This is a genomic window from Lentzea sp. CA-135723, from assembly GCF_050936595.1.
Taxonomy (GTDB): Bacteria; Actinomycetota; Actinomycetes; order Mycobacteriales; family Pseudonocardiaceae; genus Lentzea.
Genome location: NZ_JBNJMK010000001.1, coordinates 4,559,554 through 4,584,054 on the forward strand (window position 1 = coordinate 4,559,554; position 24,501 = coordinate 4,584,054).

Genomic DNA, 24,501 nt, shown 5'->3' on the forward strand with positions numbered 1-24,501 from the left:
CTCTCGTTCCTGCCTCGGAACGCACTCCTCGTGACGACTTCACCCGGACGGAGGACTTGATCACTATGATGGGTGGGTGCCCCTGAGACGTCGACCTCTCGCGTTACTCGCTGCGCTCGCGCTGGTCAGTGCGGTCACGGCGTGCACCAACGCAGCGGTCGGTGACCCGGTCGGGCCCTCTCTGGACGAGCAGAAGCCCACGTCGACGAAGAAGGCGCCACCTGCGGCGCCGCCCCGGAACAAGATCAACCTCACCACCGAGAACGGCCGGCAGAGCGGCGGGACCGTGCTCGCCGGGTCGGGGGACGCGCCGTACAACTACGCGCCCGCCGTGATGCTCGACAACGGCAAGGTGCGGGCGTGGTGGTGCAGCCAGTTGAGCTCGGCGCCGCCCGGTGGGGACGACATCCTCTACAGCGAGGGGCCGGCCGTCGGTGGACCGTTCACGACGGCCGTTCCGGTGTTCTCGGGCAGCGGCGGGAGCTTCGACGCGATCCACACGTGCGACCCGTCGCTGATCAAGGTCGGCGACACGTACTACCTCTACTACACCGGCGCGGCGCGGGACAACCACGCGAACGGCAGCTCGGTCGGCGTCGCGTCCAGCACGGACGGCGTCACGTGGACCAGGGAGAACGGCGGTCAGTCGATCGTCGCCCCCGCCGGTGACAACATCCGCGAGAACACCTACGGCGCCGGTCAGCAGTCGGCCGTGTACGTCGACGGCTGGGTGTACCTGATGTTCACCGACACCACCGGCCTCGCCTCGCACCAGAACGGCGCCGGCCAGTACGTGCTGCGCTCGCGGGACCCGATCTTCGCCAAGGGCGTCGAGGCGCTCAGCCCGCAGGGCTTCAAGCCGGTGACGTCGAACAACCAGCCGCGCACCCGGTCGGTCGTCGAGGCGTTCAGCGCGGACTGGATGTGGATCGAGGCGGTCTCGTCGTTCGCCATCGCCCACGAGACCGACTCGGGCACGACCATCACCTTCTGGAACAAGGACTTCACCCGGCACCCCTTCGAGCCCGTGACGATCGCCGGGCCCTGGAAGGAAGGCCCCGGCCTGCTGCGCACCCCCGAGGGTCACGCGCCGGTCGACCCCAGGGACCCGTGCGGCCGGGTCGCGCTGGACGTGCTGCGCGGCACCGTCAACGGCCCGGCGGGTCCGACGGACATCGCGCACTTCGGCATGGACGCGGTCGGCATCAGGGGCTGCGCGACGGCGGCGGAGGCGAAGGTCCTCAGCGGCTACGCGGTGCCGTCCCCGGAACGCACGCTGGACGTCGTCGTGGGCGCCAACGTGATGCGGTTCGAACGCCGTTCCGTGGCCGAGAAGTTCGCACGCGGTGTGCTCGCCAACCGGCCGGCGGGCGTCGACTCGCTCAAGCTCGCGGTCACCGTCCCGGCCGGCGCTCCCGCCGTCACGAACCCTGACGGCGAGGTCGGGCTGCTGCTCGGCGGCAAGCTGTGGGTCGTCGGGTCGGCGGAGGTCGCGACGCTGAACTCGTCGCAGATCACGCCGGTGTCCGCGGACCAGTGGGCCAAGTACGAACGCCTGCCGGATCTCGCCCGCCGCTGACCGGATACGTTCTCCCCCGATGGTCGAAATCGGACATGGGGGACCGAACGTTGACAATCGCGACAGAACGGCCAAGTGCGCTCGCGGACAGCGTGGTGCCGGTGCCGGACGAACCGCGGCACGAACCGGCCCGGCTGGGCTTCTCCGCCGCGTTCGTGGCCTCGGTGGCGTTCCTGCTGCTCATCCCGGCCGGCTGGTCCCGCCTCGACCGCCTGTGGGCGGAGGACGGCGCCCGGTTCATGGTCGACGCGGTGCGCTCCCCCGTGCTCACGAACCTCGTCAACCCGTACGGCGGCTACCTGCACGCCTTCCCAAGGCTGGTCGCGCAGGTCGTGGCGCTGCTGCCGGTCGAGTGGGCGGCGGCGGGCTTCGCGATCGGTGCCGCGATGCTGCGGGCCCTGGTCGCGCTGATCACGTTCGCCGCGTCGAAGGCGTACCTGAGGTCCGGGCCGATGCGGTTCGCGCTCGCCTCGCTCGTCATCGTGCTGCCGGCGGGCAACTCCGAGACGCTGAACAACGTCACGAACCTGCACTGGTTCCTGTTGTACGGCGTTTTCTGGGCTTTGTTGTGGCACAACGCTCCGCGCGTCCCGGTCGCGTTGTTCGTGGTGCTGTCGGCGCTGACCAGCCCGTTGGTGTTCATCCTGGCGCCGATCGCGTTGGTGCGGCTTTTCCAGTCACGCAAGGAAGTGCCGATCGCGTTCCTCGCCGCGTCGGTCGTGCAGGGCGTCACGATGCTGTTCGCCGAACGCACGCCGTACTCGCACGACCCGGTCGATCCGGTGCAGGTGCTGCTGGCGAGCCTGCTGCGGGTGCCCGTGGTGGCGTTCACCGGCTCGGAACGGGTCAGCGACCTCTACCCGGCGCAGGGCAACCTGGTGATCCTCGCCGCGCTGCTGGCCGCGGCCGTGCCGATCGCGGCGGCACTGCGGTTCGGCGACCGGGCCGGCCGGACGCTCGCCCTGGTCGCCGGCGCGTACAGCTTCGTGCTGATCGCCGTCTGCCTGGTGCTGAACTGGTCGCAGGTCCTGCAGGTGCAGGCGCTGGACGTCGTGCTGGCGGGCCAGCGGTACAGCATCGCGTCGTGTCTGTTCCTGTTCACCGCGATCTTCGTCGGGCTGGACGCGACCCCGGCGAGGACCTGGGAACGCGCGGTGGTCGCCGGCAGCAGGTACCTGATCGGGTTTCTCGTGGTGGTCAGCGTCTTCACCCACCTCCGGATGCCCCAGACCGTGCTGACCGGCATCGAGTGGGACGACAGCCTGGCTCGTGCTCGCGCCGGCTGTGCCGCCGGGGCGGCGGAAGCACGGCTGGAGCACGAGCCTCAAGGCTGGTTCTTCATCGTTCCGTGCGCGTCGATTCGCTGACGAAGTCCCGGAACGACGTCGGCGGCCTGCCCGTCACGTCCTCGACGGTCGTGGTGACCCGGTCCTCCGCGCCACCGCGGATGTCCTCGTCCAGCCGGGCCAGCACCGCCGCGAAGTCCCTCGGCAGGCCGGCGGCGATCCGGTCGGTCAGCTCGGCCGTGCTCACCGAGCGGTGCCGCACGGGCCTGCCGGTGACGTCGGCGATGATCGCGGCCGCGTCGGCGTAGCTCAACGCCTCCGGCCCGGTGAGCACGTGATCGGCGTTGTGCGGCACCGGATCGGTCAACGCCCGCGCGGCCACGGCGGCGATGTCGGCGGCGTCCACGAACCCCACCCTGCCGTCACCGGTGGCCGTGACGATCTCGCCGGCCAGCACGCCCGCCGCCACCGGGTGGTCGCCGGTGAAGTTCTGCATGAACCAGGACGGCCGCAGCACCGCCCACTCCGGCAGGGCGCGCACGAGTGCGGGGAGAGCGCCCATCCCCGTGGCGCTCTCCGGCACCGCGGACGAGCTCAGCAGTACCACCCGCCGCACGAGCCGCGCTCGAGTGAGCATCGACTCGACCACCGGGACGGGGTCGACGACCCCGATCGGGGGGATCAGGTAGATCTTCTCTATCCCGTCCAGCGCGGTTTCAAACGTCGAGTGATCGTCCCAGTCGAACCTGACATCGTTGTCCCGCTTCGGCTTCCTGGTGCCGACCAGGGCTTCCGGCAGCAAGGACGCGAGCCGGCTGCCGGTCGTGCCGGTGCCGCCGATGATCAGCACGCTCACGCCGCCAGCTCCTGGGCGAGCAGCGGGTTCCAGTAGTCGCGGTAGTTCACGATCTCGCCGTCCCGGACGGTGATCACCGCGATGTACGAGGCGCGGTAAGGCTTTCCGGTCGCGACGACCACGCCCTCGGCGTCGAACTCGGCCACCAACACGTCCGGGGTCTCGTGCACCACCTGCTTCGGGAACGCCCTGATGTCGAGCATCTTCGGGTAGTCGCGCAGGTAGTCCTCGATCGCGGCGCGGCCCTCCAGCCGCGCGGGCCAGCCGGGCGGGGCGAACGGGAACTCCATCACGCCGTCCTCGGCCCACAGGCCGGCGAACCCGATCATGTCCTTGTCCAGCAGCAGTTGCAGTGCCCTCGGGATGAGGTCCACGGAAGCTCCTCCGCAACGAATTGGACGAGACGGTCCCGTCCCGTCCAAAGCTAGACGGAACGGGACCGTCTCGTCCAGTCCTATGATGTGCGCCATGACCAAGCGCACCCCCACCGGCGCCGCCGTCCTGCAGCCCCAGGTGACGCAGGCGATCACCGAGGCCGTGTTCGAGGAGCTCGCCCTGCACGGCTACGCGCGGCTGTCGATGGAGGCGGTCGCGAAACGCGCGGAGGTCGGCAAGAGCGCCCTGTACCGGCGCTGGGCGTCCAAGCAGGACATGGTGGTCGCGGCCCTGTCGGAGTTCTCCGTGCCGCTGGCCGAGGTGCCGGACACCGGGTCGTTGCGCGGCGACCTGCACGCGACCGTGACGGCCGTGCACGACTGGCTGACGCACCCGCGGTTCGCCACGATCCTGCCCGACCTCACCGCCGAGGCCGTCCGGAACCCGGCGTTGTCCGACGCGATCGCGGCGACGATCGGCGAACCCCGGCGCGCACTCGGCGCCACGACCCTCCAACGCGCGGTGCGGCGCGGCGAGCTACCGGCCGACCTGGACTTCGAGATCGCGCTGGACCTGGTCGCGGCCCCCGTCTACTGGCGGTTGTCCGTGCGCCGCGCCGCGATCGAACCCGACTACCTCGACCGGCTCGTCGACCACCTGATGCGCGCGCTTCAGTGCTGATAGCTGGGGTAGTCGACGTACCCGGAGGGCGCGGAGAACCACGTCTCCCGCTCGGTGCTGACGAGCGGCAGCCCGAGCCGGAACCGTTCGACCAGGTCGGGGTTGCCGAGGTAGGCACGGCCGTAGCTGATCAGGTCGGCGCCGTTGGCGAGCCACCGCTGCCCCTGCTCGAAGGTGCTCTCCACCGGCCCGATCTGCCCGCCGGGGTTGAGGATGAACGCGGTCGGCCACGCCTTGCGCAGCCCCATGAGCGTCTCGTCGTCGGTGGTGGCCAGCACGTGGACGTAGGCGATGTCCGGCAACGCCTTCAGCAACGAACCGTAGAGCGCGGGCACGTCCTGCTCGACGATCCCCTGGCTCTCACCGCCGGGTGAGAGCCGGATGCCGACGCGCTCGGCCCCGATGGCGTCCGCGGCGGCTTCCACGGCCTCCACGGCGAACCGGATCCGGCCGGCACCGCCGTACCGGTCGGTCCGCTCGTTCGCGCTGGACGACAGGAACTGCTGGATCAGGTACCCGTTGGCGCCGTGCAGCTCCACGCCGTCGAACCCGGCGTCGACGGCCCGTCGCGCGGCGTCGGCGAACGCCTGGACCTGCTCACCGACCTCCGCGGTGGTCAGGGCACGCGGAACGGGTGCCGGCGCCATGCCGGACGGCGTGAACACGTCGGTCCCGGCCGCGATCGCCGACGGCCCCACGGGGTGGTGCCCGGCGACGTCCACGTGCCCGATGCGGCCGCCGTGCATGAGCTGGGCGAAGATCCGGCCGCCGTTGGCGTGCACGGCGTCGGTGACCACGCGCCACGCCTCGACCTGCGCGTCGTCGTGGACCCCGGGCATGGACGGTCCGGCCTGGCCCACGGCGTTGGGGTGCACGCCTTCGGTGACGATGAGCCCGGCGGTGGCGCGCTGGGCGTAGTAGGTGGCCGTCTCTGCGGTCGGTTTGCCGTCAACGGCCCGTGCGCGGGTCATCGGCGCCATCACGAGGCGGTTCGGCAGAGTCAGGTTTCCGAGGCGGTAGCTGGTGAGGAGCATGCCGTCTAAGCTAGAAACCTGACATTGACGTCAGAGGTAGCTTTTGTGGCGGAGGTCTCATGCGCATCGGTGAGTTGGCGGAACGCACAGGCGTGAGCGCGCGCGCGTTGCGCTACTACGAAGAGCAGGGCCTTCTCGGGTCGGAACGCAGCGGGAGCGGGCAGCGGCAGTACGGCGAGCCCGCGGTCGACCGGGTGCTGCTGATCCAGCAGCTCTACGGCGCGGGCATCACCAGCGCGTCGATCCTGGAGCTGCTGCCCTGCGTGGCGACCGGGATCGCGACGCCGCAGATGCTGGAGCGGCTGAGCGAGCACCGGGCGTCGGTGGTGCGGCAGATCGAGGAGCTGCAGGCCACGCTGCAGCGGTTCGACGCGGTGATGGCCTACGCGGTCACGTCGCACGACTCCGGTGTGCCCTGTCACAAGGCGAGCTGACAGGACACACCGGCGGGCACCGTCAGATCGTGGCGGTGTCGATCACGAACCGGTACCGCACGTCGCTCGACAGCACGCGGTCGTAGGCCGTGTTGATCTGGTCGGCGTCGATCAGCTCGATCTCGGCGCCCAGGCCGTGCTCGGCGCAGAAGTCCAGCATCTCCTGGGTCTCCGCGATGCCGCCGATCATCGAACCGGCGAGCGTCTTGCGCTGCGAGATCAGGCTGAACAGGTTCAGCGAGATCGGCTCCTCCGGCGCACCGACGTTGACCAGCGTGCCCTCGGTCCGCAGCAGCGAGATGTACGCGCTGAAGTTCAGCGGCGCCGACACCGTCGAGACGATCACGTCGAACTTGCCGGCGAGCTCGGCGAACGTCGCCGGGTCGTTGGTCGCGCGGTAGTCGTGGGCGCCGAGCTTGAGGCCCTCTTCCTTCTTGCGCAACGACTGCGACAGCACGGTCACCTCGGCGCCGAGCGCGACGGCGATCTTGACGCCCATGTGGCCGAGACCACCGAGGCCGACGATCGCGACCTTGGTGCCGGGGCCGACGTTCCAGTTCTTCAGCGGCGAGTACAGCGTGATGCCCGCGCACAGCAGCGGCGCGGCCACGTCGAGCGGCAGCGCGTCGGGGATGCGCACGGCGTAGTTCTCGTCCACGACGATCTGCTTCGAGTAGCCGCCGTAGGTGACCTCGCCGTTGTAGTCGGTGGCGTTGTAGGTCTGGACGTTGCCCTTGGCGCAGTACTGCTCCAGGCCGCGCAGGCAGTAGTCGCACTCGCGGCACGAGTCGACGAAGCAGCCGACGCCGACGCGGTCACCGACGGCGTACCTGGTCACCTCGGAGCCGACCTCGGTGACGACGCCCGCGATCTCGTGGCCGGGGACCATCGGGAAGGTGGCCTCGCCCCAGCCCTCGTTGACCTGGTGGATGTCGGAGTGGCAGATGCCGGCGAACTTGATGTCGATCAGGACGTCGTGCGCGCCGACCGCGCGACGCTCGATGGTCGTGCGCTCCAGCGGTGCCTTGGGTGCGGGAGCGGCGTAGGCAGCGACGGTGGTCATGGTTCTCCTCGGATTCGGTGTCGACGTCGACACTGCTCCCGTTCGCGAGCGCTACCCAGCCACCTGGTTTTCGTACGTCTGGCGTGCCTACCACTGGCAGTAGCAGGCACGGACCCGCAGGTCCGGGGATACTCGGAGGCATGGACGTAGACCCGCGCACCGAGCTGAGCGAGTTCCTGCGCAGCCGCCGGGCGCGGCTGTCCCCCGACGACGTCGGCCTGCCGCGCTACGGCCGCACGCGCCGCGTACCGGGCCTGCGCCGCGAGGAGCTGGCGCAGCTCGCGGGCGTCTCCGTGGCCTACTACACGCGTCTCGAGCAGGGCAACGGCCGCAACGTCTCGGACGAGGTGCTGGACTCGATCGCCCGTGCGTTGCAGCTCACCGACACCGAGTACACGCACTTGCGCAACCTCACGGCGTGCCCGTACGACACGACCAGCAGGAAGAAGCGCAAGAACCACACCCGCGAGGTCCGGCCGGCGCTGCGGAACCTGCTCGACACCATCACCGTGCCCGCGTACGTCGGCGGGCGGCGCTCGGACATCTACGCCTGGAACCCGATGGCGGCGGCGCTGTTCGGCGACTGGGGCCAGTTGGCGCCGCGCGAACGCAACTGGGCGCGGCTGATCTTCTTGAACCCCTCCTACCAGAGCCTCTTCGTCAACTGGGAGAGCAAGGCGGCCGACATCGTGGGCTTCCTGCGGATGGACGCGGGCTGCTTCCAGAACGACCCGGAGCTGACCGAGCTGATCGGCGAGCTGTCGCTCAAGAGCGAGCTGTTCCGCCAGCTCTGGGCGCAGCACGATGTCAAGGAGAAGTCCTTCGGCACCAAGGTGTTCCGGCACCCGCTGGTCGGCGACATGACGTTGTCGTACGAGACGCTGCGGATGCCGAGCGAGCCCGACCTGTTCCTGAGCACCTACCACGCCGAACCCGGCACGGCGTCCGCCGAGGCGTTGCAGCTGCTGGCGAGCTGGGGCAAGGACGCGACGCAGATCTCTGCTGGTACTCAGGTATGAGAACACCGCGTCTGGAGATCGAGTACTGCACGCAGTGCCGCTGGCTGCTGCGCGCGGGCTGGACGGCGCAGGAGCTGCTGACGACGTTCACCACCGAGCTCGGCGAGGTCGCGCTGATCCCCGGCACCGGTGGCGTGTTCGACGTGCGGCTCGACGGCGAGACCCTGTGGTCGCGCAAGGAGCGGGACGGCTTCCCGGATCTCGCCGTGCTCAAGCAGCTGGTGCGCGACCGGGTGGCGCCGGAGCGGTCGCTGGGCCACACCGATCGCCGCGGGTCAGCCGATTCCTGACGCCAGGCGCGCGTTCTCGTCGGCCTGCGTCACCGTGGAGCCGATGCCGTCGATGAACGCGATGGGGTTGGAGCACTGCAACTGGGCCTCGTGACCGCCCGCGGTGGCGCGCGTGCCGATGAGGGAGCACGGCCCCGCCGCGTTCGCCGGACCGGCTCCGGCCACCACACCCGCTGAACACCAGGATCGCTCGCATTCGGTTCTCCCCCTTCGGTTTGCCGCAACCTCTCGTGCCGCACCCGCGGGGTCAATCGGGCAAAACGCCTGTCGCACCGGGGCTTCTGCGAATTCCCTGCGGCATGGGCTGATGGCTCGTATCGTGACGGCCGTGCATCCGAACCAGGGTTGGCAGGCGACGCAGGGACACGGGCCGGGGTACGGGCCGCCGCCCGGCTGGGGGCAGCAACCGTTGCGGCCGAGCGTCGCTCCGGCGTTCCTCGCGGGTGGACTGTGGCTCGCCGTCGCGGTGCTGTGCTTCGTGCTGGCGGGCCTCAACTCCGCCGACGGCAAGGGCGTCCGGCAGACCCCGGAGGCGGCCGTCGCGTTGCTGGGCCTCGCGTTCGGCCGGGACGTCATCGGCAACGGCGACCCGGCGATCGTCGCCACCTACGTCGCAGGCGGAGTGGTGCTGCTGTTCGCCGCCCTGCTGTTCGCACGGCTCGGGTTCGCGCGCTGGGTGCTGGCGGCGCTCGGGTTCCTGGTGGTCGCGTACTACGTGTTCGCCGTGGTGCGGCTGACGATCAACCACGGCGGCACGCTGATCATCGTGCCGGGGATCGCGCTGATGCTGTGGCTCGCGGCGTCGATGGTGTCCGTGCTGCCGCCGGTCGGACGGGCGATGCGGTGAACGACGTGTGGTCCGGTTACTCGTTCACGCCCCGGTTCTACGAGATCGACAGCCAGGGCGTGATGTTCTACATGTGGTACCTCGGGCACGCCGACGAGGCGATGGCGGCGTTCTTCACCGATCGCGGCCTGCCCTACGACGACTGGCGCTCGCTCGGGTTCGACGTGCACGTCGTGCACACGGACCTCGACTTCGCCGCGGGCGTGCGGCCGCACGACGTCGTCGAGGTCCTCGTCAGCCCGTCCCGGATCGGCACGAAGAGCTTCACGCTCGACTTCGCGTTCCGGCGGGACGGGGAGACGGTCTGCAGCGGTGGCCTGGTCTACGCCACGGTGTCCGCTGACGGGCGTGGCGCGATCGCGCTCCCCGCCCGGCTCGTCGAGATGCTGGGCGAGGTGCGCCCGATCAGGCCGTCGAGATGAAGCCCTTCGACACCATCCAGTCGCGGGCGACCATCCCCGCGTCCTTGCCGTCCACGTCCACCTGACGGCACAGCTCGATCATCTGCTCGTTCGTCAGCGCGGCGCTGACCTGCTCCAGCGGGCCGCGGATCTGCGGGTACCGCTTCAGGAACTCGGCCCGCACGGTCGGCGCCACGTTGTACTGGGGGAACGCCTTCTTGTCGTCCTCCAGCACGCGGAGCTTCTGCGCGGCGATGCGGCCGTCGGTCGTGAACACCTCGCCGACCGGGCACGTGCCACCGGCGATGGCCGAGTAGATCGTGCCGATGCCGAAGTTCTTCACCTCGGTGGTCGGGAAGCCGTAGACCCGTTGCGCGGCCGGGAAACCGTCCTGGCGGCTGGTGAACTCGGTCTCCAGGCAGAACACCGCCTGGTCCGGGTTCTGGGTGAGGAACGCGGCCATGTCCGACGTGCTCCTGAGGCCGTGCTGCTCGCCGTAGGCCTCGGTGACGGCGAACGCGTACTGGTCGTTCAGCGGCGAGTAGGCGAGCCACTCGATGCCGAACTTCTCCAGGTCCGCCTTCTTGATGGCGTCGTACTGCGCCTGTTCGCCGCCGGGCACCGGCAGCTCGTTGCCCTGGTAGTTGATCCAGCCGGTGCCGGTGTACTCCCAGGTGACGTCGACCTCGGCGTTGACCAGGGCCTGCCGCGCGGTCTGCGAGCCCTTGAGGTCGGTGAGGTCGATGACGTCGGCGCCCGCTGCGGACAACGCCATCTCGGCCATGTAGCCGAGCAGGATGTTCTCGGTGAAGTCCTTGGACCCCACGGTGATCTCGACGCCCTGCAACGCCTGATCCGGTTTGATCGAGCCCGGCAGGACCTCGTACGGCAACGCGCTGTTGACGTCCAGGCCGCAGCCGGACAGGACCAGCAACGCGGCCAAGAGCAGCCTCTTCACCTGACCCCCTTGGGACCGAACCAGTGCTCCATGACCGCGCCGGCCCAGTCGACGAGCAGCGCGAGTCCGACCGCCAGTGCCGAGCCGGTCACCAGGACCTTCATCAGGTTCAGCTTGTAGCCCGTGTCGATCAGCAACCCGAACCCGCCCGCGTTCACGAACAGCCCGAACGTCGCCGTGCCGACCGCCAGCACCAGCGACGTGCGCAGGCCGGCGAGGATCAACGGCGTGGCGAGCGGGAACTCGACGCGCCACAGCACGCCGGAGGACGACATGCCGATGCCGCGCCCGGCGTCCACAAGGGATGGATCGACCTGCTGGATGCCGACGATCGTGTTGCGCAGCACGGGGAGCAACGAGTAGAACGCGAGCGGCAGCGCGGCCACCCACAGGCCACCGGACGCGCCGGTGACGAGGAACCACAGCACCAGCACGCCGAGCGCGGGCGCGGCCTGCCCGACGTTCGCGACCGCCAGCAGCACCGGCGCCAGCCAGCGCGCCCACGTCCGGGTGGCGAGGATGCCCGCCGGCACCGCCACGGCCACCACGATCGCGGTCACCACGACCGTCATCATCAGGTGGTCGTACAGGGCAGTGAACAACGACTTGGCGTTCAGCGTGCTCTTCTCGGTCGCGGTCAGCTCTCCGCTGAACACCCACGCCAGCACGCCGCCGACGATCAGCAGCACCGCCAGCGGCTGCGCCCAGAACCGGATCCGCTCCGCCGTCATGCGCCGGCCCTCAGCTGCTGCACGACCTCGGTCACCGTCGACAGGTCGACCGTGCCGACGTACTCGCCACGGCCACCCGTGACGATCGCCCGGCCACCTTCGTTGACGATGGCCTCCAACGCGTCCCGCAACGTCGACTGCAGCGACACCAGGTCCTGCACCGGCTGCCCGACGCGTTCCAGCGACGTGGCGCGCCGCAGGTCGTTCACCCGCACCCACCGCACCGGCCGGTCACGACGGTCGAGCACCAGCACGAACTTCGCGTCCCCGGCCTCCACAGTGGACGGATCGGCGTCCGCCCGGACCGTGACCGCCTGTCCCAGCTCGACATCGCGCACCCGCATGAGCGTCAACGCCTTGAGCGACGCCCCGGCACCGACGAACCCGGCCACCGTGTCGTCCGCCGGGTTGGCCAGGATCGCGTCCGGCGTGTCGTACTGCAGGATCGTGGACCGCTCCCCGAGCACGGCGATCTTGTCGCCGAGCTTCACGGCCTCGTCGAAGTCGTGCGTCACGAACACGATCGTCTTGCGCAGCTCGCTCTGCAGTCTCAGCAGCTCGTCCTGCAGGTGCCCGCGCGTGATCGGGTCGACCGCGCCGAACGGCTCGTCCATCAGCAACACCGGTGGATCGGCGGCCAGCGCCCGCGCCACCCCGACCCGTTGCTGCTGCCCGCCGGAGAGCTGCCGGGGGAACCGGTCACCGAACTCACCGGGGTCGAGCCCGACGAGGTCCATCATCTCCTCGACCCGCGCGGCCGTCTTCTTCTTGTCCCACCCCAGCAACCCGGGCACGATCCCGATGTTCTGCGCCACCGTGAAGTGGGGGAACAACCCGGCCTGCTGGATCGCGTAGCCGACCCGCCGCCGCAGGTCGTCCGGGTCGATCTTCAGCGCGTCCTCGCCACCGATGGTGATCTTCCCGGACGTGGGCTCGATCAACCGGTTGATCATCCGCATGGTCGTCGTCTTCCCACACCCCGACGGCCCGACGAACACCACGATCTGCCCGGCGGGCACGACCATGGAGAACTCCTCGACCGCCGCGGCCTTCTGGCCCGCGTACCGCTTGGTCACGCGGTCGAGCTCGATCTCAATGCCTTTTTCAGCCACGGACGCCCCTCGACACGGTGAAACGGTTGACCAGCACGTAGACGCCGTCGAGCACCAGCGCGAGGATCACCACGCCGATCGTCCCGGTGAGCGCCTGGTTCATCGAGTTCGCGCTGCCGGCGTTCGCCAGCCCGGAGAACACCTCGGACCCCAGTCCGGGTCCCTTCGCATAGGCCGCGATCACCGCGATGCCCATCAGCATCTGTGTGGCGACGCGCATTCCGGCGAGAATCGCGGGCCACGCCAACCGCAGTTCGACACGGGTCAGCACCCCGATTCTGCTCATCCCGATCCCTCTCGCGGCATCGCTCACCGCGGGATCCACTCCGGCCAGTCCCACGATGGTGTTGCGCACGATCGGCAGCAGCGCGTAAAGCACCAGAGCGACCACCGTCGTGTCCGCGCCGAGGCCGAACACCGGAATCAGCAACGCCAGCAAGGCGAACGAAGGCACCGTCAGAATCGTGCTCGCCAACGCCGTGGCCAGCGCCGATCCGGCCGGACTCCGATACACCAGCACGCCGATCAGCACACCGAGCACCGCCGCCAGAACCGTGCACTGCACAACCGCGCTGACGTGCAGGAAAGCCTGCAAAGACAGCCGATCCCAGCGATCGGCTACGTACTCCAGAAAATTCATCCTCGTGGCCCCGCCCTCGAAGTTGGCGTCCACCCAACACCATTGTGGACAGTGGGGCAACCATTTGCCATGAATGCTCTTACCCCGGATGGCGGAGTTTCAAACCCGGCAATCACGGCGAGTGAGCGCTGAGCGGCCGTCCGGCAGCCGGATCGCTCCACCGGCCTTCGAGCCAAAGCTCATACGTTCTTCAACAAACGAGAAGCGTCCCGCACCCACCCACGCCTGCTGACCGCTTGGGGGATTTCTGAGATGTCGCACGAAGCTGAAGTGGACGGCGGATGCCTCCCCGACCTGCTGCGCAAGCAGGTCGAGGAACACCCCGATCGCACGGCCGTAGTCTTCGGCGCGGAGAGCATCACCTACGGCGAGCTCTTCGAACAAAGCTCCGCCCTCGCCACCCACCTCCGCAGACTCGGCATCACCGAAGACGACTGCGTGGGCATGTTCGTGGAGCCGTCCATCGACCTGGTGATCGGCGCCTGGGGCATCCTCTGCGCGGGCGGCGCGTACCTGCCGCTGAGCCCGGAGTACCCGGAGGAGCGCCTCCGGTACATGATCGAGGACTCGCGCACGAAGGTCGTCGTCACCCAGCGCGAACTCAAGCAGCGCCTGCAGGAACTGGCGCCGGCCACCACGAGGATCGTCACGCTCGAAGACTGCGACGAGGCGTTCGACGACGGCTTCTCCCCGTCCCACACCAGCCTCGCCTACATCATCTACACCTCGGGCAGCACGGGCCGTCCCAAGGGCGTGATGATCGAGCACCGCAGCATCGTCAACCAGATGCTGTGGCTGCACGACGTGCACGCCATCGACGGCACGAAGCGCGTGGTCCAGAAGACGCCGATGAGCTTCGACGCGGCCCAGTGGGAGATCCTCGCCCCGGCCGTCGGCAGCACGGTCGTGATGGGACGGCCGGGCATCTACCGCGACCCCGAGATGCTCATCGAGACCATGCGCGACCAGGGCGTCACCACGCTGCAGTGCGTGCCGACGCTGCTCCAGGCGCTGATCGACACCGAGGAGTTCCACACCGTCACGTCGCTGAAGCAGGTCTTCAGCGGTGGCGAGGCGCTCTCCCGCACGCTCGCGCAGGCGTTCGTGGCGGACATGCCGAACGTCAGGCTCATCAACCTCTACGGCCCCACCGAAACGACGATCAACTCGTCGTCCCACGTCGTGGACCCGGCGGAGCTCGCAGAGGCCCCGAAGTCCATCTCCATCGGGCTCCCGGTCGCCAGCACGACGTACCTGGTGCTCGACGAGAACCGGGACCTGGTGACGCCGGGCGAGATCGGTGAGCTGTACATCGGCGGCATCCAGGTCGCCCGCGGCTACCTGCACCAGCCGGAGCTCACGCGGGAACGGTTCGTGGACGGCATGTTCCGCACCGGCGACCTCGTCACGCAGAACCTCGACGGCACCGTGCAGTTCGCGGGACGCGCGGACAGCCAGGTGAAGCTGCGCGGCTACCGGGTCGAGCTGGACGAGATCCGGCTGGCCATCGAGACGCACGACTGGGTGCGCAACGCGGCGGTGATCGTCAAGGAGGACGAGCGCACCGGGTTCCAGAACCTGATCGCGTGCGTCGAGCTGAACCCCAAGGAAGCCGCCCTGATGGACCAGGGCAACGCGGGCGCGCACCACCAGTCGAAGTCGAGCCGCCTGCAGGTGCGGGCGCAGCTCTCGAACCCCGGCGTGCGCGACGACCTCGGCGGGCGGCAGAGCTTCGAGCTGCCCGGCGAGGAAGCCAGCTGCCTGCAGCGCAAGGTCGTCTTCAGCCGCAAGTCCTACCGCTTCTACGAGGGCGGCCAGGTCACGGACGCGGACCTCGTCCGGCTGCTGGAGCGCAAACCGATCGGCGCGGGTTCCAAGGACCCGAAGAGCATCCACTTCGCCGAGCTGGGCGAGATCCTGCGGTACTTCGGCGCGCACTTCAGCGACCAGCGCCTGCTGCCCAAGTACGGCTACGCGTCACCGGGTTCGCTCTACGCCACGCAGCTGCACCTCGAACTGCACCACATCGCGGGGCTGCCGGCCGGGCTGTACTACTACCACCCGCTGCGCCACCAGCTCGTGCTGATCGAGGAGCTGCCGGAGAGCTTCGAGGCCAAGGCCAAGCTGCACTTCATCGGGCGCAAGGCCGCCATCGAAGCCGTGTACCTCAACAACATCCAGGAAGTCCTGGAGATCGAGACCGGCCACATGGTCGGGCTCTTCGAGGAGGTCCTGCCGGGCTACGGCCTCGACATCCAGGCCTCGCAGCACACCCCGGAGACCAAGGACCGGCTGGACGTCGCCGACGAGGACTACTACCTCGGCACGTTCGAGCTGTGCGCCTACACCGGCGTCCGCGACGACGAGGTCGACGTCTACGTCCAGACGCACCCCGGCCGCGTCACGAACCTGCCCGCGGGCCAGTACCTCTACGCCGACGGCGAGTTCGAGCGGGTGTCCGACGAACTGGTGCTGCGCAAGCACGTCATCGCCATCAACCAGGCGGTGTACGAGCGGGCGAGCTTCGGCGTCACCGCCGTCAGCAGGTCCACTGAGGACTGGCGACGTTACGTCGACCTCGGCCGGACCATGCACCGCCTGTCCGCCAACGACGTCGACCTCGGCTTCATGTCGTCGGGTTACAGCTCGAAGTCGGAGAACGACCTGCCGTCCGCCAAGCGCATCAACGGCATCATCACCGACCTCGGCCGGGAGCCCGGACCGTCGTACTTCTTCCTGGGCGGCAAGGTCTCCTACGACCAGCGCCGCAGCCCCGGCATGAAGGAGGACGTCGTCCACATGAAGGGCCCGGCCGAGCTCATCCGGGACGACCTGGTGAACTTCCTGCCGGACTACATGATCCCGAACAAGGTCGTGGTCCTGGACGCGCTGCCGCTGTCGGCGAACGGCAAGATCGACGTCAAGGCCCTGGAGGCGTCGAACAAGACCAACGTCGACGACCAGGACCGGCCGTTCGTCGCGCCGCGCACCCTCACCGAGCGCCGCATCAGCGAGATGTGGAAGAAGCTGATGAAGCGCGAGACCGTCTCGACGCACGACGACTTCTTCGAGACCGGCGGCAACTCGCTGATCGCGGTCGGCCTGGTCAACCGCATCAACAAGGACTTCGGCACGAGCCTGCCGCTCCAGGTGCTCTTCGAGTCGCCGACGATCGAGCAGCTCAGCCGCAGGGTCGACGGCCTGCACGAGGGCCCGATCTCCCGGCTGGTCCCGTTGCAGCCCAACGGTGACGACGTGCCGGTGTTCTGCTGGCCAGGTCTCGGCGGCTACCCGATGAACCTGCGCACGCTCGCAAGTCGTTCGGAGCGCCCGTTCTACGGCGTGCAGGCGCACGGCATCAACGAGGGCGAGACGCCGTACGGCACCATCCGCGAGATGGCCGCCGCCGACATCGAGGCGATCAAGAAGGTCCAGCCGGAGGGTCCGTACACGCTGTGGGGCTACTCCTTCGGCGCGCGGGTCGCGTTCGAGACGGCCTACCAGCTCGAACAGGCCGGTGAGCAGGTCGAGAACCTCTACCTGATCGCGCCGGGCTCGCCGAAGGTGCGCTCCGAGCGGGACAGCGACGAGGCCTCGTACGCCAACAGCGCGTTCGTCACGATCCTGTTCTCGGTGTTCGCGGGCAGCATCACCGACCCGCGGCTCGCCAGGTGCCTGGAGATCGCGCGGGACGAGGACAGCTTCGCCGCGTTCATCAGCGCGGAGATGCGCGACCTCGACAGCGAGCTGGTGCGGCGGATCATCCGGATCGTCACCGAGACGTTCTCCTTCAAGTACACCTTCAGCGAGCTGGCCGAGCGCACGATCACCGCCCCGCTCACCATCTTCAAGGCGCAGGGCGACGACTACTCGTTCATCGAGGGCAGCGAGGGCTTCTCGATCACCGAGCCGACCGTCGTCGAGCTGGAGGCCGACCACTACAGCCTGCTGCGCGAGCCCGACATCGACGAGCTGCTGGCGTCCATGCGGCAGAACGAGACCGTGCGGCAGGAGATCGCCCAGGTGCCGGTGCTGCTGTCCGACGCGCAGATGGCCGAGCTGATCGCGGCCGTCACGAAGGCCGTCACGCTCGCCATCGCCGGCGGACAGCAGTAGGGGGAACGCGATGCCACACGTGAACATCAAGCACTTCCCTGCCGTGCTCAACGAGGAGCAGGCGTCCGAGCTGGTCTCGGCCATCACCGAGGCGGTGACGAAGGCGTTCGGCTGCAAGGAGGACGTCGTGTCGATCGCCCTCGAACCGGTCGAGCCGGAGACGTGGCAGGACCAGGTCTACGCGCCGGAGATCGTGCAACGGCACCACCTCCTGCACAAGACCCCGAGCTACTGAGGTGCCGATGAACATTCCCCTGGTCTACAGCGAGGAAGTGGCCGAGGCGATCACGTCCGGGCAGCCCGTGGTGGCGTTGGAGTCCAACGTCATCACGCACGGCCTGGACTACCCGGACAACGCCGAGACCGCGCGCAGGGTCGAGGACGCGGTCCGGGCGAGCGGCTCGGTACCGGCCACCATCGGCATCGACAACGGCCGAATCCTCATCGGTCTCACCGAGTCCGACATCGAGCGGTTCGCGCGCACGCCGGGGATCCCGAAGGTGAGCAGCCGCGACCTGCCGATCGTGCTGGCGCGGGGCGGGATGGGCGCGACCACCGTCGCGTCCTCGGTGATCGCGGCGGAGCTGGCGGGGCTGAGGTTCTTCTCCTCGGCGGGGATCGGCGGGGTGCACCGCGGCGCCGAACGCACGATGGACGTCTCGTCGGACCTCGTGCAGTTCACCCGCTCCAAGGTCGCGGTGGTGTGCGCGGGCGCCAAGAACATCCTCGACCTCGGGCTCACCATGGAGTTCCTGGAGACGCACTGCGTGCCGGTCGTGGCCTACCGGTCGGACGACTTCCCCGCGTTCTACTGCGTGTCCAGCGGTCTGCGCGCACCGCACCGGATCGACGACCCGAGCGTGCTGGCCAAGGCGATCGAGAACCACTGGGCGCTCGGCAACCCCGGTTCGTTCCTGGTCACGACGCCGACCAAGCAGGCGGACGCGATCGACGGCGCCGAGGTCGAGTCGGTGATCTCCGAGGCCGTCGCGCGTGCGGAAACCGAAGGCGTGTCGGGACAGGCCATCACGAAATACCTCATGCGTGCGGTAGACCGCGCGACGGAGGGGCGTTCCGCGAAGGCCAACATGGCGGTGCTGATCAGCACCGCCGAGGTCGCCGGGGAGCTCGCCGCCGCCCACGCGAAGGAGTTCTCCTCATGACCCGCCGGTGTGCGATCTTCGACCTGGACGGCACGCTCGTCGACACGCCCCGTGGCATCGTGACGACGTTCGCCGCCGTGTTCGCCCAGCTCGATCTGCCCACGGTGGACTCGGGCGCGATCCGCGGCACGATCGGGCTCCCGTTGCCCGCCGCGTTCGCGAAGGTGCTCGGGACCTCCGAGGACGAGCCGGTCGTCGCGCAGTGCGTCGAGCTGTACCAGTCGACGTTCCGCCGGATCGTGCTGCCGATGGCGACGCAGCTGGTGTTCGCCGGCGTCTACGACGGGCTGAGGTCGTTGCGGGAAGAGGGTTTCCTGCTCGCCGTGGCGACCAGCAAGTTCATCGTGAACGCCGAGGCGCTGCTCACCGCGGCCGGGCTGCGCGACGAGTTCTCCGTCGTCGTCGGCGCCGACCAGGTGTCGAAGCCCAAGCCCGACCCCGAGTCCGGGTTCCTCGTGCTGCGGGAGCTCGGGGTGGCGCCGGCGAACGCGGTCATGGTCGGCGACACCACGCACGACGTCCTGATGGCGCACGGGGCCGGTATGGCGTCGATCGCCGTGTCGTACGGCGTGCACAGCGTCGACCAGTTGCTCAATGCCAACCCCACCTGGCTCGTCGACTCGTTCCCCGGAGTCGTGGCCGCCGTCAAGGAGTGCTCGTGACCTCCATCGAGGCGTACCTGGAGAAGAACGTCCACGTGCTGCCGCAGACGAACCAGCTGCGCGCGTTGCACACGATCGTCCGCGACCGGGACGTCTCGCGTGAGGACTTCGTCTTCTACACCGAGCGGATCAACCGGCTGCTGATCGAGGCGGGCCTCGACCTGCTGCCGTTCGAGCCGCGCGACGTCACCACCCCGGTCGGCGCGACCTACCACGGGTTGCGGGCGGCGGAGAGGCTCGTCGGCGTCCCGATCATCCGCGCCGGCGAGAGCATGGAGGCCGGGCTGCGCGCGGTCGTGCGGGGCGCGCGGATCGGCAAGATCCTGATCCAGCGCGACAAGCAGACCAAGCTCCCGAAGCTCTACTACTCGAACCTGCCGGACGACATCGCGTCCCGGCAGGTGCTGCTGCTCGACCCGATGCTCGCCACCGGCGGCACGGCCAACGCGGCGATTCAAGTGCTGCTCGACCGGGGCGTGTTAGAAGAGAACATCGTCTTCGTCACCTTCATCACGGTGCCCGAGGGCATCGAGGCGGTGTGCTCGCGCTTCCCGCGCGTGCGGATCGTGACGTCCGCGATCGAGGAACGGCTCAACGAGAACGCCTACATGGTGCCCGGAATCGGCGACTTCGGCGATCGGTTCTTCGGCACGGACGACTGACGGGGGCACCACCATGAAGGGCAACCGGCTGCTGGCCGACTCCGCGATCACGGCACTGGCGCCGATGATCTGGGGCAGCACCTACATCGTCACGACCCAGCTGCTACCGCCTGACCGGCCGTTGCTGGCGTCCGTCGTCCGCGCCCTGCCGGCGGGCCTGATCCTGCTGCTGTTCGGCCGGGTCCTGCCCAGGGGCCTCTGGTGGTGGCGCGCCCTCGTGCTCGGCACGCTCAACATCGGCGCGTTCTTCTTCCTGCTCTTCGTGGCCGCCTACAAGCTCCCCGGTGGGGTCGCGGCGCTGGTCGGCTCGGTCCAGCCGGTGATCATGCTGGGACTGGCGGCGCTGGTGCTCGGGGACAAGATCCGGCTCCCGCACGTGCTCGCGTGCTTCGCCGCCACCACCGGTGTCGCGTTGCTGGTCCTGAAAGCCACTGCGGCGTTGGACGTCGTGGGCGTGATCGCCGCGATCGGCGGCGCGGTCAGCATGGCGTCCGGGGTCGTGCTCACGAAGCGGTGGCAGCGTCCGGCCGGGGTGAACGTCCTGCTGTTCACCGGCTGGCAGCTGACCGCCGGCGGGCTCGTGCTGCTGCCCGCGTTGTTCCTGCTCGAGGGCCTGCCGAGCACTGTCAACGGCACCAACCTGCTCGGCTTCGGCTACCTGATCGTGTTCGGCTCGCTCGTCGGTTACTCGGTCTGGTTCCGCGGCACCGACCGCGTGCCCGCGATCGGGTTGTCGTTCCTCGGCTTCTGCAGTCCGATCATCGCCACGGTCCTCGGGTTCGTGTTCCTCGGCGAGACGTTGTCGTTCCTGCAGCTCGTCGGGGCGGCGATCCTCATCGGCGCGATCCTGCTGGTGCAGCTCACGCCGACGAAGAAACCGCTGGTAGAACCCGTGCGCGAGCTTCAGCGCACCACGTCGTAGACGAACTTCTGGATGCCGTTGCCGTAGGTCTCGCTCTCGACGACCTTCAGCAGCTGCTTCGCCTTGTCGGTCTCGCTGAACAGGCGCTTGCCGGCGCCGAGGATGACCGGGAACACCAGCAGGTGGTAGCGGTCGATCAGGCCGGCGTCGGACAGGTTGCGGTTGAGCGTCGCGCTGCCGTGGATGGAGATCGGGCCGCCCTCGGTCTCCTTCAGCGCGGCCACGTCGTCCAGGGACCGCAGGATCGTGATGTCGCCCCAGTTGTCGACCAGCTGGTCCTCCTCGAGGGTGCTGGACACGACGAACTTCGGCATCACGTTGTACTTGGGGAAGTAGTCGAGCGTCGGCCACACCGGGGAGAAGCCCTCGTAGCTGACCCGGCCCATCATCATCGCGGAGGCCTCGTCCTGCTCACGGCCCTTGAGCTCGTAGGCGGCCTCGTCGAACTCGATGTCCTTGAACGTCCAGCCGGAGCTGCGGTAGCCGGGCTCGCCACCGGGCGCCTCGATGACGCCGTCGAGGGACATGAAGGCGGTGGCGATCAGGGTGCGCATGGTGGTTCTCCTCGATGTTCGCGCTTGCTGTCATCAGTGCGTCGAACGGGAGACTACGTAAATCGACAACGCTCTCGAAGATTTTTCCGGCGCGCGTGTCGGCGGCGCTGAACACCCCACCGAGTCCAGCGCCGCCGTCCGGTCCGAGAGTCTTCCCGCTGGTCGGCGCGCTGACATGGGGGATCAGCCCCCAATTAACGGACGGGCGTGCGCGATCAGCTCGGCCCGGCTCGCGCACCCTGTCCGCGCCTTGAGGCTCCCGACGTGCCGTTCGACCGTCCTCGGCGAGAGGAACAGCCGCTCGGCGATCTCGGCGTTGCCGAACCGTTCGGCGACCAGCCGCAGCACCTCGTACTCGCGGACCGTCACGCCCGCCCTGCGCAGCTCGGCCGGGACCCTGTCGTGGTCGCGGCGGCGGCGTTGCTGAGGTGCGCCCGCCTCGCGCAGGACGGCCCGGCAGGCGGCGGCGACGGCGGGCACCTGCTCGGCGTGGAAGTGCTCCTCGGCCTCGCGCAGCCACTCCAACGGCTCGCCCCAGCCGTCCTTGAGGGCGCACGGGCCCGCGAGTCGCAGGCCCAGGTAGCGCGGCAGGCCGAGGCCTCGGCTGAGTTCGAGCGCCTCTGCTGCTGCGGCGTTGGCCTGGGCCGTGTTGCCCTCACGGCCGTGCAGGATCGCGTTGCTCCACGCGAAGTACGTGCGGTGCAGCTGGACCTGGGACAGGTGCGACTCGGCCAGCCGTTCGTGCTCGGGACGGCCCGCGAGGCCGTGCGCGACCCTCGTGAGCAGCCTCGGCCCCTGGTAGAAGGTGCCGCGGAGGATGCGCGGCTCGGTGACCGCGTTCTCGATCTCGTCGAACTCGGCCAGCGCCCGGTCGTGCTGCTCCTCCATCAACGCGCACACCGCCGTGCTGTACGACCAGATCTCCTCGGAACCGCCGTGGTCGCGCAGCTGCGCCAACGCCCGGTCGGTCGCCTTGCGGTCGCCGTGCATGGCCGCGATGCCTGCCTCGATCGCGACGGCGAGGGCCCTGAGCGCGTGCAGGCCCAGCTTCTCGGCGGCCTCCTTGGCGCTGCCGCCGTACCGCGCGGACTCCCCGTACTCGCCGCGCACCAGGTAGGTGGCGCCGAGGTGCAGGTCAGCGGCTATCAGGATGACGATCGCGCCGGTGTCCAGGGCTGCCTGGCGGGCGGCCAGGAGGCTGTCGACGCCGGTGGTCAGGTACTTGTCGGTGATCCCCAGCTCCAGCAACGCCCGCAGCCGCCACGCCGCGAGGCCGTGCTGTTCGGCCGTGCTCAGCCACCGTTGGATGTGCTGGCGGGCCTCGGCGAGATCCTGCCCTCGGGTGCAGCGGGTGAGCACCTCGAGGGCTTCGCAGACGATCTCCGGGGTGCCGGTCGCGGCGGCGCGTTCGGCCAGGGCGCGGACCTTGGGCAGCAGGTCGAGCTGGTTGAGGCCGAGCAGCAGGGTCGCCTTGACGACATCGATCTCCGCGCACGTCTCCTTGGCGGTGGCGAGCAGGTCCAGTCCGCGCTCCCACTGACCGGCGACGGCGGCGACCCTGGCCTGGGCCAGCGTGACGGCCGCTCGGCGTTCCGGCTGGGCCTTGGCGGCGGTGAGGGCCTGCTGGAGGCGTTCGCCCAGTGCGAAGGCCCGTGCGCCGTTGTCCGCCGGGACGACCACGGCGGCCAGCGGCAGGACGGCGGCGAGCGCGTCCAGCAGGTCCGCGGTCAGATCGGGGTCGGTGTTCAGGGCCTGGCCGCGTTCGAGCAGCTCGACGGCGGTGCCGTAGCGGCCGAGCGCGGCGGCGTGCTGGGCGGCTCTGGCGAGGGTTCGGACAGCCTTGGCCGTCTCGCCGCCCTGCTCCCACAGCTCGGCGATGAGTTCCAGTTCGTTGGGGCGCAACGACTCGGTGGCCTGCGCTGCTCTTCTGGCGAGGGTGGCGCGGGCGGTCGGCGTCATCCGGCCCGTGATGGCGTCGGCGGTCAGCGCGTGCCGGAACTGGTTGCCGTGCACGAGCTGCGCGCGTTCGGCGGTGTCGAACGGGGTCGAGCCCGCGAGGGCCGTGACGACGTCGAGCGGGAACGTCTGCCCGAAGATCGCGGCGGCTTCGAGCAGCGCCGCTGTCTCGGGCCCGAGGGCGTCGACCCGCTGCGACGTGGCCGCGGCGACCGTCGGCGGCACCGCCCCGAGGTCGCCGTTGAGCAGTTCCTCCACCACGAACGGCACACCGTCGGAGACCTTGACGAGCTGCCGCAGCACGTCGTCCGGCGCGGGTGCGCCGAGGCAGTGCCGGGCGAGCTCGGCGACCTCGTCGTCGTTCAGCCCGTTGAGCCGCAACGACATCGCCGCGCGCCTCGCCGTCGCCGCGTCCGCAAGTCGTTGCGCGGCATCGGGATGCGGGCGCAGGGTGGCGACGACCAGCACGGGTTCGCCGGCGAGGTTGTCGAGCAGGTAGTCGACGACGGCCAGCGTCTCACCGTCCGCGTCGTGCAGATCTTCCAGCAGCAGCACCGTCTTCTCGGCGGTGAGCAGCCGCAGTACCGCCTCGGCCCTGACCACGGTGGGGTCCGGCACCGCGGCCGGCGCGTCCGGGGTCATCCGCAGCAATACGGGCAGGTAGGCGCCGAGCTGCCGTTCGTCCGGCGCGACCTTGCGGAACGCCGACAGCACCGCCTCGCACAACGCCCGCAACGGCACCGCCCTGCTGGCCCGGCCCCTGAGCACCCGGAACCCGCTGGCGACGGCCTGCGCCGCGGTCTCGGAGGCGAGCCGCGACTTGCCGATGCCAGGCTCGCCCACCAGGAACACCGCGCCGCCGTGGTGCTGCTCGGCACGTGTCAGGGCGGCCCGCAGTGCTGAGGTCTCCTCGTCACGACCGACCAGCACCGGGGACTGCATGGCGCCCGAGGGTACTAGGCGCTGTCCTGCAAGTCCGTCGGGCGACAGCGGCGGGCGAGGGCCCCGGAGACGGCACCGCCGCAACGCCCGAATACGCCCGGTATGAGGGCATCGCGACGGCACCGTCTCCGGGACTCTCGCCCGCGTCTCTCACCTGACGAACTTGCAGGACAGCGCCTCCCCCGGCAGTGGTCAGGAATCGAGAAGCGAGGGTGAGC

25 protein-coding genes are annotated in these 24,501 nt (G+C 69.4%); 14 read left to right on the plus strand and 11 right to left on the minus strand.

Translation table 11 applies throughout. The features are described from left to right. The first annotated feature begins 76 nt into the window (after nt 1-76). Nucleotides 77-1,579: a beta-xylosidase gene (locus ACQEU1_RS20505; protein ID WP_433203937.1), complete on the plus strand. Its 1,503-nt coding sequence runs from the start codon at nt 77-79 to the stop codon at nt 1,577-1,579. A gap of 50 nt (nt 1,580-1,629) precedes the next feature. After that, the gene (locus tag ACQEU1_RS20510; protein WP_433203940.1) at nt 1,630-2,946 is read left to right on the plus strand and encodes a hypothetical protein; all 1,317 of its coding nucleotides are present in this window, start codon (nt 1,630-1,632) and stop codon (nt 2,944-2,946) included. Here the strand turns inward: ACQEU1_RS20510 and ACQEU1_RS20515 are convergent. Both ACQEU1_RS20515 and ACQEU1_RS20520 read right to left on the minus strand, forming a co-directional pair. Continuing rightward, complete coding sequence (locus ACQEU1_RS20515) at nt 2,918-3,721, minus strand: ergot alkaloid biosynthesis protein (RefSeq protein WP_433203943.1); 804 nt, start codon at nt 3,719-3,721, stop codon at nt 2,918-2,920. The genes ACQEU1_RS20510 and ACQEU1_RS20515 overlap by 29 nt on opposite strands. Next, on the minus strand, nt 3,718-4,095 hold the full coding sequence (locus ACQEU1_RS20520; protein ID WP_433203946.1) for a nuclear transport factor 2 family protein: 378 nt from the start codon (nt 4,093-4,095) through the stop codon (nt 3,718-3,720). Before ACQEU1_RS20520 ends, ACQEU1_RS20515 begins: the two co-directional genes overlap by 4 nt. A gap of 94 nt (nt 4,096-4,189) precedes the next feature. Between ACQEU1_RS20520 and ACQEU1_RS20525 the strand changes: the two genes are divergently transcribed. Further along, entirely contained in the window at nt 4,190-4,777 is a 588-nt protein-coding gene (locus tag ACQEU1_RS20525) for a TetR/AcrR family transcriptional regulator (protein WP_433203949.1), read from the plus strand. Here the strand turns inward: ACQEU1_RS20525 and ACQEU1_RS20530 are convergent. Beyond that, nucleotides 4,768-5,811 carry an alkene reductase gene (locus tag ACQEU1_RS20530; protein ID WP_433203952.1) on the minus strand — a complete coding sequence of 348 codons (1,044 nt, stop codon included), beginning with the start codon at nt 5,809-5,811 and terminating at the stop codon, nt 4,768-4,770. The genes ACQEU1_RS20525 and ACQEU1_RS20530 overlap by 10 nt on opposite strands. Nucleotides 5,812-5,870: 59 nt before the next feature. On the opposite strand from ACQEU1_RS20530, the gene ACQEU1_RS20535 reads away from it, so the two are divergent. Then, on the plus strand, nt 5,871-6,245 hold the full coding sequence (locus tag ACQEU1_RS20535; RefSeq protein ID WP_433203955.1) for a MerR family transcriptional regulator: 375 nt from the start codon (nt 5,871-5,873) through the stop codon (nt 6,243-6,245). A 22-nt stretch (nt 6,246-6,267) separates the two neighbouring features. Here the strand turns inward: ACQEU1_RS20535 and ACQEU1_RS20540 are convergent, their stop codons facing one another. After that, the gene (locus tag ACQEU1_RS20540) at nt 6,268-7,308 is read right to left on the minus strand and encodes an NAD(P)-dependent alcohol dehydrogenase (RefSeq protein ID WP_433203958.1); all 1,041 of its coding nucleotides are present in this window, start codon (nt 7,306-7,308) and stop codon (nt 6,268-6,270) included. A 140-nt stretch (nt 7,309-7,448) separates the two neighbouring features. Between ACQEU1_RS20540 and ACQEU1_RS20545 the strand changes: the two genes are divergently transcribed. Then, entirely contained in the window at nt 7,449-8,327 is an 879-nt protein-coding gene (locus ACQEU1_RS20545; protein WP_433203961.1) for a helix-turn-helix domain-containing protein, read from the plus strand. Beyond that, a complete protein-coding gene (locus ACQEU1_RS20550) occupies nt 8,324-8,617 on the plus strand; it encodes a SelT/SelW/SelH family protein (RefSeq protein WP_433203964.1) in 294 nt (97 codons plus the stop codon). The genes ACQEU1_RS20545 and ACQEU1_RS20550 overlap by 4 nt, the downstream gene beginning before the upstream one ends. Here the strand turns inward: ACQEU1_RS20550 and ACQEU1_RS20555 are convergent. Next, entirely contained in the window at nt 8,603-8,782 is a 180-nt protein-coding gene (locus tag ACQEU1_RS20555) for a hypothetical protein (protein WP_433203967.1), read from the minus strand. The genes ACQEU1_RS20550 and ACQEU1_RS20555 overlap by 15 nt on opposite strands. 142 nt (nt 8,783-8,924) lie before the next feature. On the opposite strand from ACQEU1_RS20555, the gene ACQEU1_RS20560 reads away from it, so the two are divergent. Further along, the gene (locus tag ACQEU1_RS20560) at nt 8,925-9,464 is read left to right on the plus strand and encodes a hypothetical protein (protein WP_433203970.1); all 540 of its coding nucleotides are present in this window, start codon (nt 8,925-8,927) and stop codon (nt 9,462-9,464) included. Beyond that, a complete protein-coding gene (locus ACQEU1_RS20565; RefSeq protein WP_433203973.1) occupies nt 9,461-9,886 on the plus strand; it encodes an acyl-CoA thioesterase in 426 nt (141 codons plus the stop codon). The genes ACQEU1_RS20560 and ACQEU1_RS20565 overlap by 4 nt, the downstream gene beginning before the upstream one ends. Here ACQEU1_RS20565 and ACQEU1_RS20570 read toward each other — a convergent pair. The 4 genes from ACQEU1_RS20570 to ACQEU1_RS20585 are packed head-to-tail and all read right to left on the minus strand — an operon-like array spanning nt 9,870 to nt 13,306. Beyond that, nucleotides 9,870-10,823, minus strand: coding sequence for a glycine betaine ABC transporter substrate-binding protein (locus tag ACQEU1_RS20570; protein ID WP_433203976.1), 954 nt, complete (start codon nt 10,821-10,823; stop codon nt 9,870-9,872). The two genes, ACQEU1_RS20565 and ACQEU1_RS20570, sit on opposite strands and share 17 nt — an antisense overlap. Then, nucleotides 10,820-11,554 (minus strand): ABC transporter permease, encoded by a 735-nt coding sequence (locus tag ACQEU1_RS20575; protein ID WP_433203979.1) that lies wholly within the window; start codon nt 11,552-11,554, stop codon nt 10,820-10,822. The genes ACQEU1_RS20570 and ACQEU1_RS20575 overlap by 4 nt, the downstream gene beginning before the upstream one ends. Beyond that, nucleotides 11,551-12,666 carry an ABC transporter ATP-binding protein gene (locus tag ACQEU1_RS20580; RefSeq protein WP_433203982.1) on the minus strand — a complete coding sequence of 372 codons (1,116 nt, stop codon included), beginning with the start codon at nt 12,664-12,666 and terminating at the stop codon, nt 11,551-11,553. The genes ACQEU1_RS20575 and ACQEU1_RS20580 overlap by 4 nt, the downstream gene beginning before the upstream one ends. Then, on the minus strand, nt 12,659-13,306 hold the full coding sequence (locus ACQEU1_RS20585; RefSeq protein WP_433211623.1) for an ABC transporter permease: 648 nt from the start codon (nt 13,304-13,306) through the stop codon (nt 12,659-12,661). The genes ACQEU1_RS20580 and ACQEU1_RS20585 overlap by 8 nt, the downstream gene beginning before the upstream one ends. Before the next feature lie 252 nt (nt 13,307-13,558). On the opposite strand from ACQEU1_RS20585, the gene ACQEU1_RS20590 reads away from it, so the two are divergent. The 6 genes from ACQEU1_RS20590 to ACQEU1_RS20615 are packed head-to-tail and all read left to right on the plus strand — an operon-like array spanning nt 13,559 to nt 20,831. Further along, on the plus strand, nt 13,559-17,422 hold the full coding sequence (locus ACQEU1_RS20590; RefSeq protein ID WP_433203985.1) for an amino acid adenylation domain-containing protein: 3,864 nt from the start codon (nt 13,559-13,561) through the stop codon (nt 17,420-17,422). A 10-nt stretch (nt 17,423-17,432) separates the two neighbouring features. Further along, nucleotides 17,433-17,657: a tautomerase PptA gene (pptA, locus tag ACQEU1_RS20595; RefSeq protein WP_433203988.1), complete on the plus strand. Its 225-nt coding sequence runs from the start codon at nt 17,433-17,435 to the stop codon at nt 17,655-17,657. Nucleotides 17,658-17,664: 7 nt separating this feature from the next. After that, entirely contained in the window at nt 17,665-18,585 is a 921-nt protein-coding gene (locus ACQEU1_RS20600) for a pseudouridine-5'-phosphate glycosidase (protein WP_433203991.1), read from the plus strand. Continuing rightward, a complete protein-coding gene (locus tag ACQEU1_RS20605) occupies nt 18,582-19,247 on the plus strand; it encodes an HAD family hydrolase (RefSeq protein WP_433203994.1) in 666 nt (221 codons plus the stop codon). The genes ACQEU1_RS20600 and ACQEU1_RS20605 overlap by 4 nt, the downstream gene beginning before the upstream one ends. Then, entirely contained in the window at nt 19,244-19,909 is a 666-nt protein-coding gene (gene upp, locus ACQEU1_RS20610) for a uracil phosphoribosyltransferase (protein ID WP_433203997.1), read from the plus strand. Before ACQEU1_RS20605 ends, upp begins: the two co-directional genes overlap by 4 nt. Nucleotides 19,910-19,922: 13 nt before the next feature. Beyond that, nucleotides 19,923-20,831: an EamA family transporter gene (locus tag ACQEU1_RS20615; RefSeq protein ID WP_433204000.1), complete on the plus strand. Its 909-nt coding sequence runs from the start codon at nt 19,923-19,925 to the stop codon at nt 20,829-20,831. Here the strand turns inward: ACQEU1_RS20615 and ACQEU1_RS20620 are convergent. Together ACQEU1_RS20620 and ACQEU1_RS20625 are read right to left on the minus strand one after the other, a co-directional pair. Next, on the minus strand, nt 20,813-21,385 hold the full coding sequence (locus ACQEU1_RS20620) for a dihydrofolate reductase family protein (protein WP_433204003.1): 573 nt from the start codon (nt 21,383-21,385) through the stop codon (nt 20,813-20,815). The genes ACQEU1_RS20615 and ACQEU1_RS20620 overlap by 19 nt on opposite strands. A gap of 183 nt (nt 21,386-21,568) precedes the next feature. Beyond that, entirely contained in the window at nt 21,569-24,283 is a 2,715-nt protein-coding gene (locus tag ACQEU1_RS20625; protein WP_433204006.1) for an ATP-binding protein, read from the minus strand. Nucleotides 24,284-24,501 lie beyond the last annotated feature (218 nt).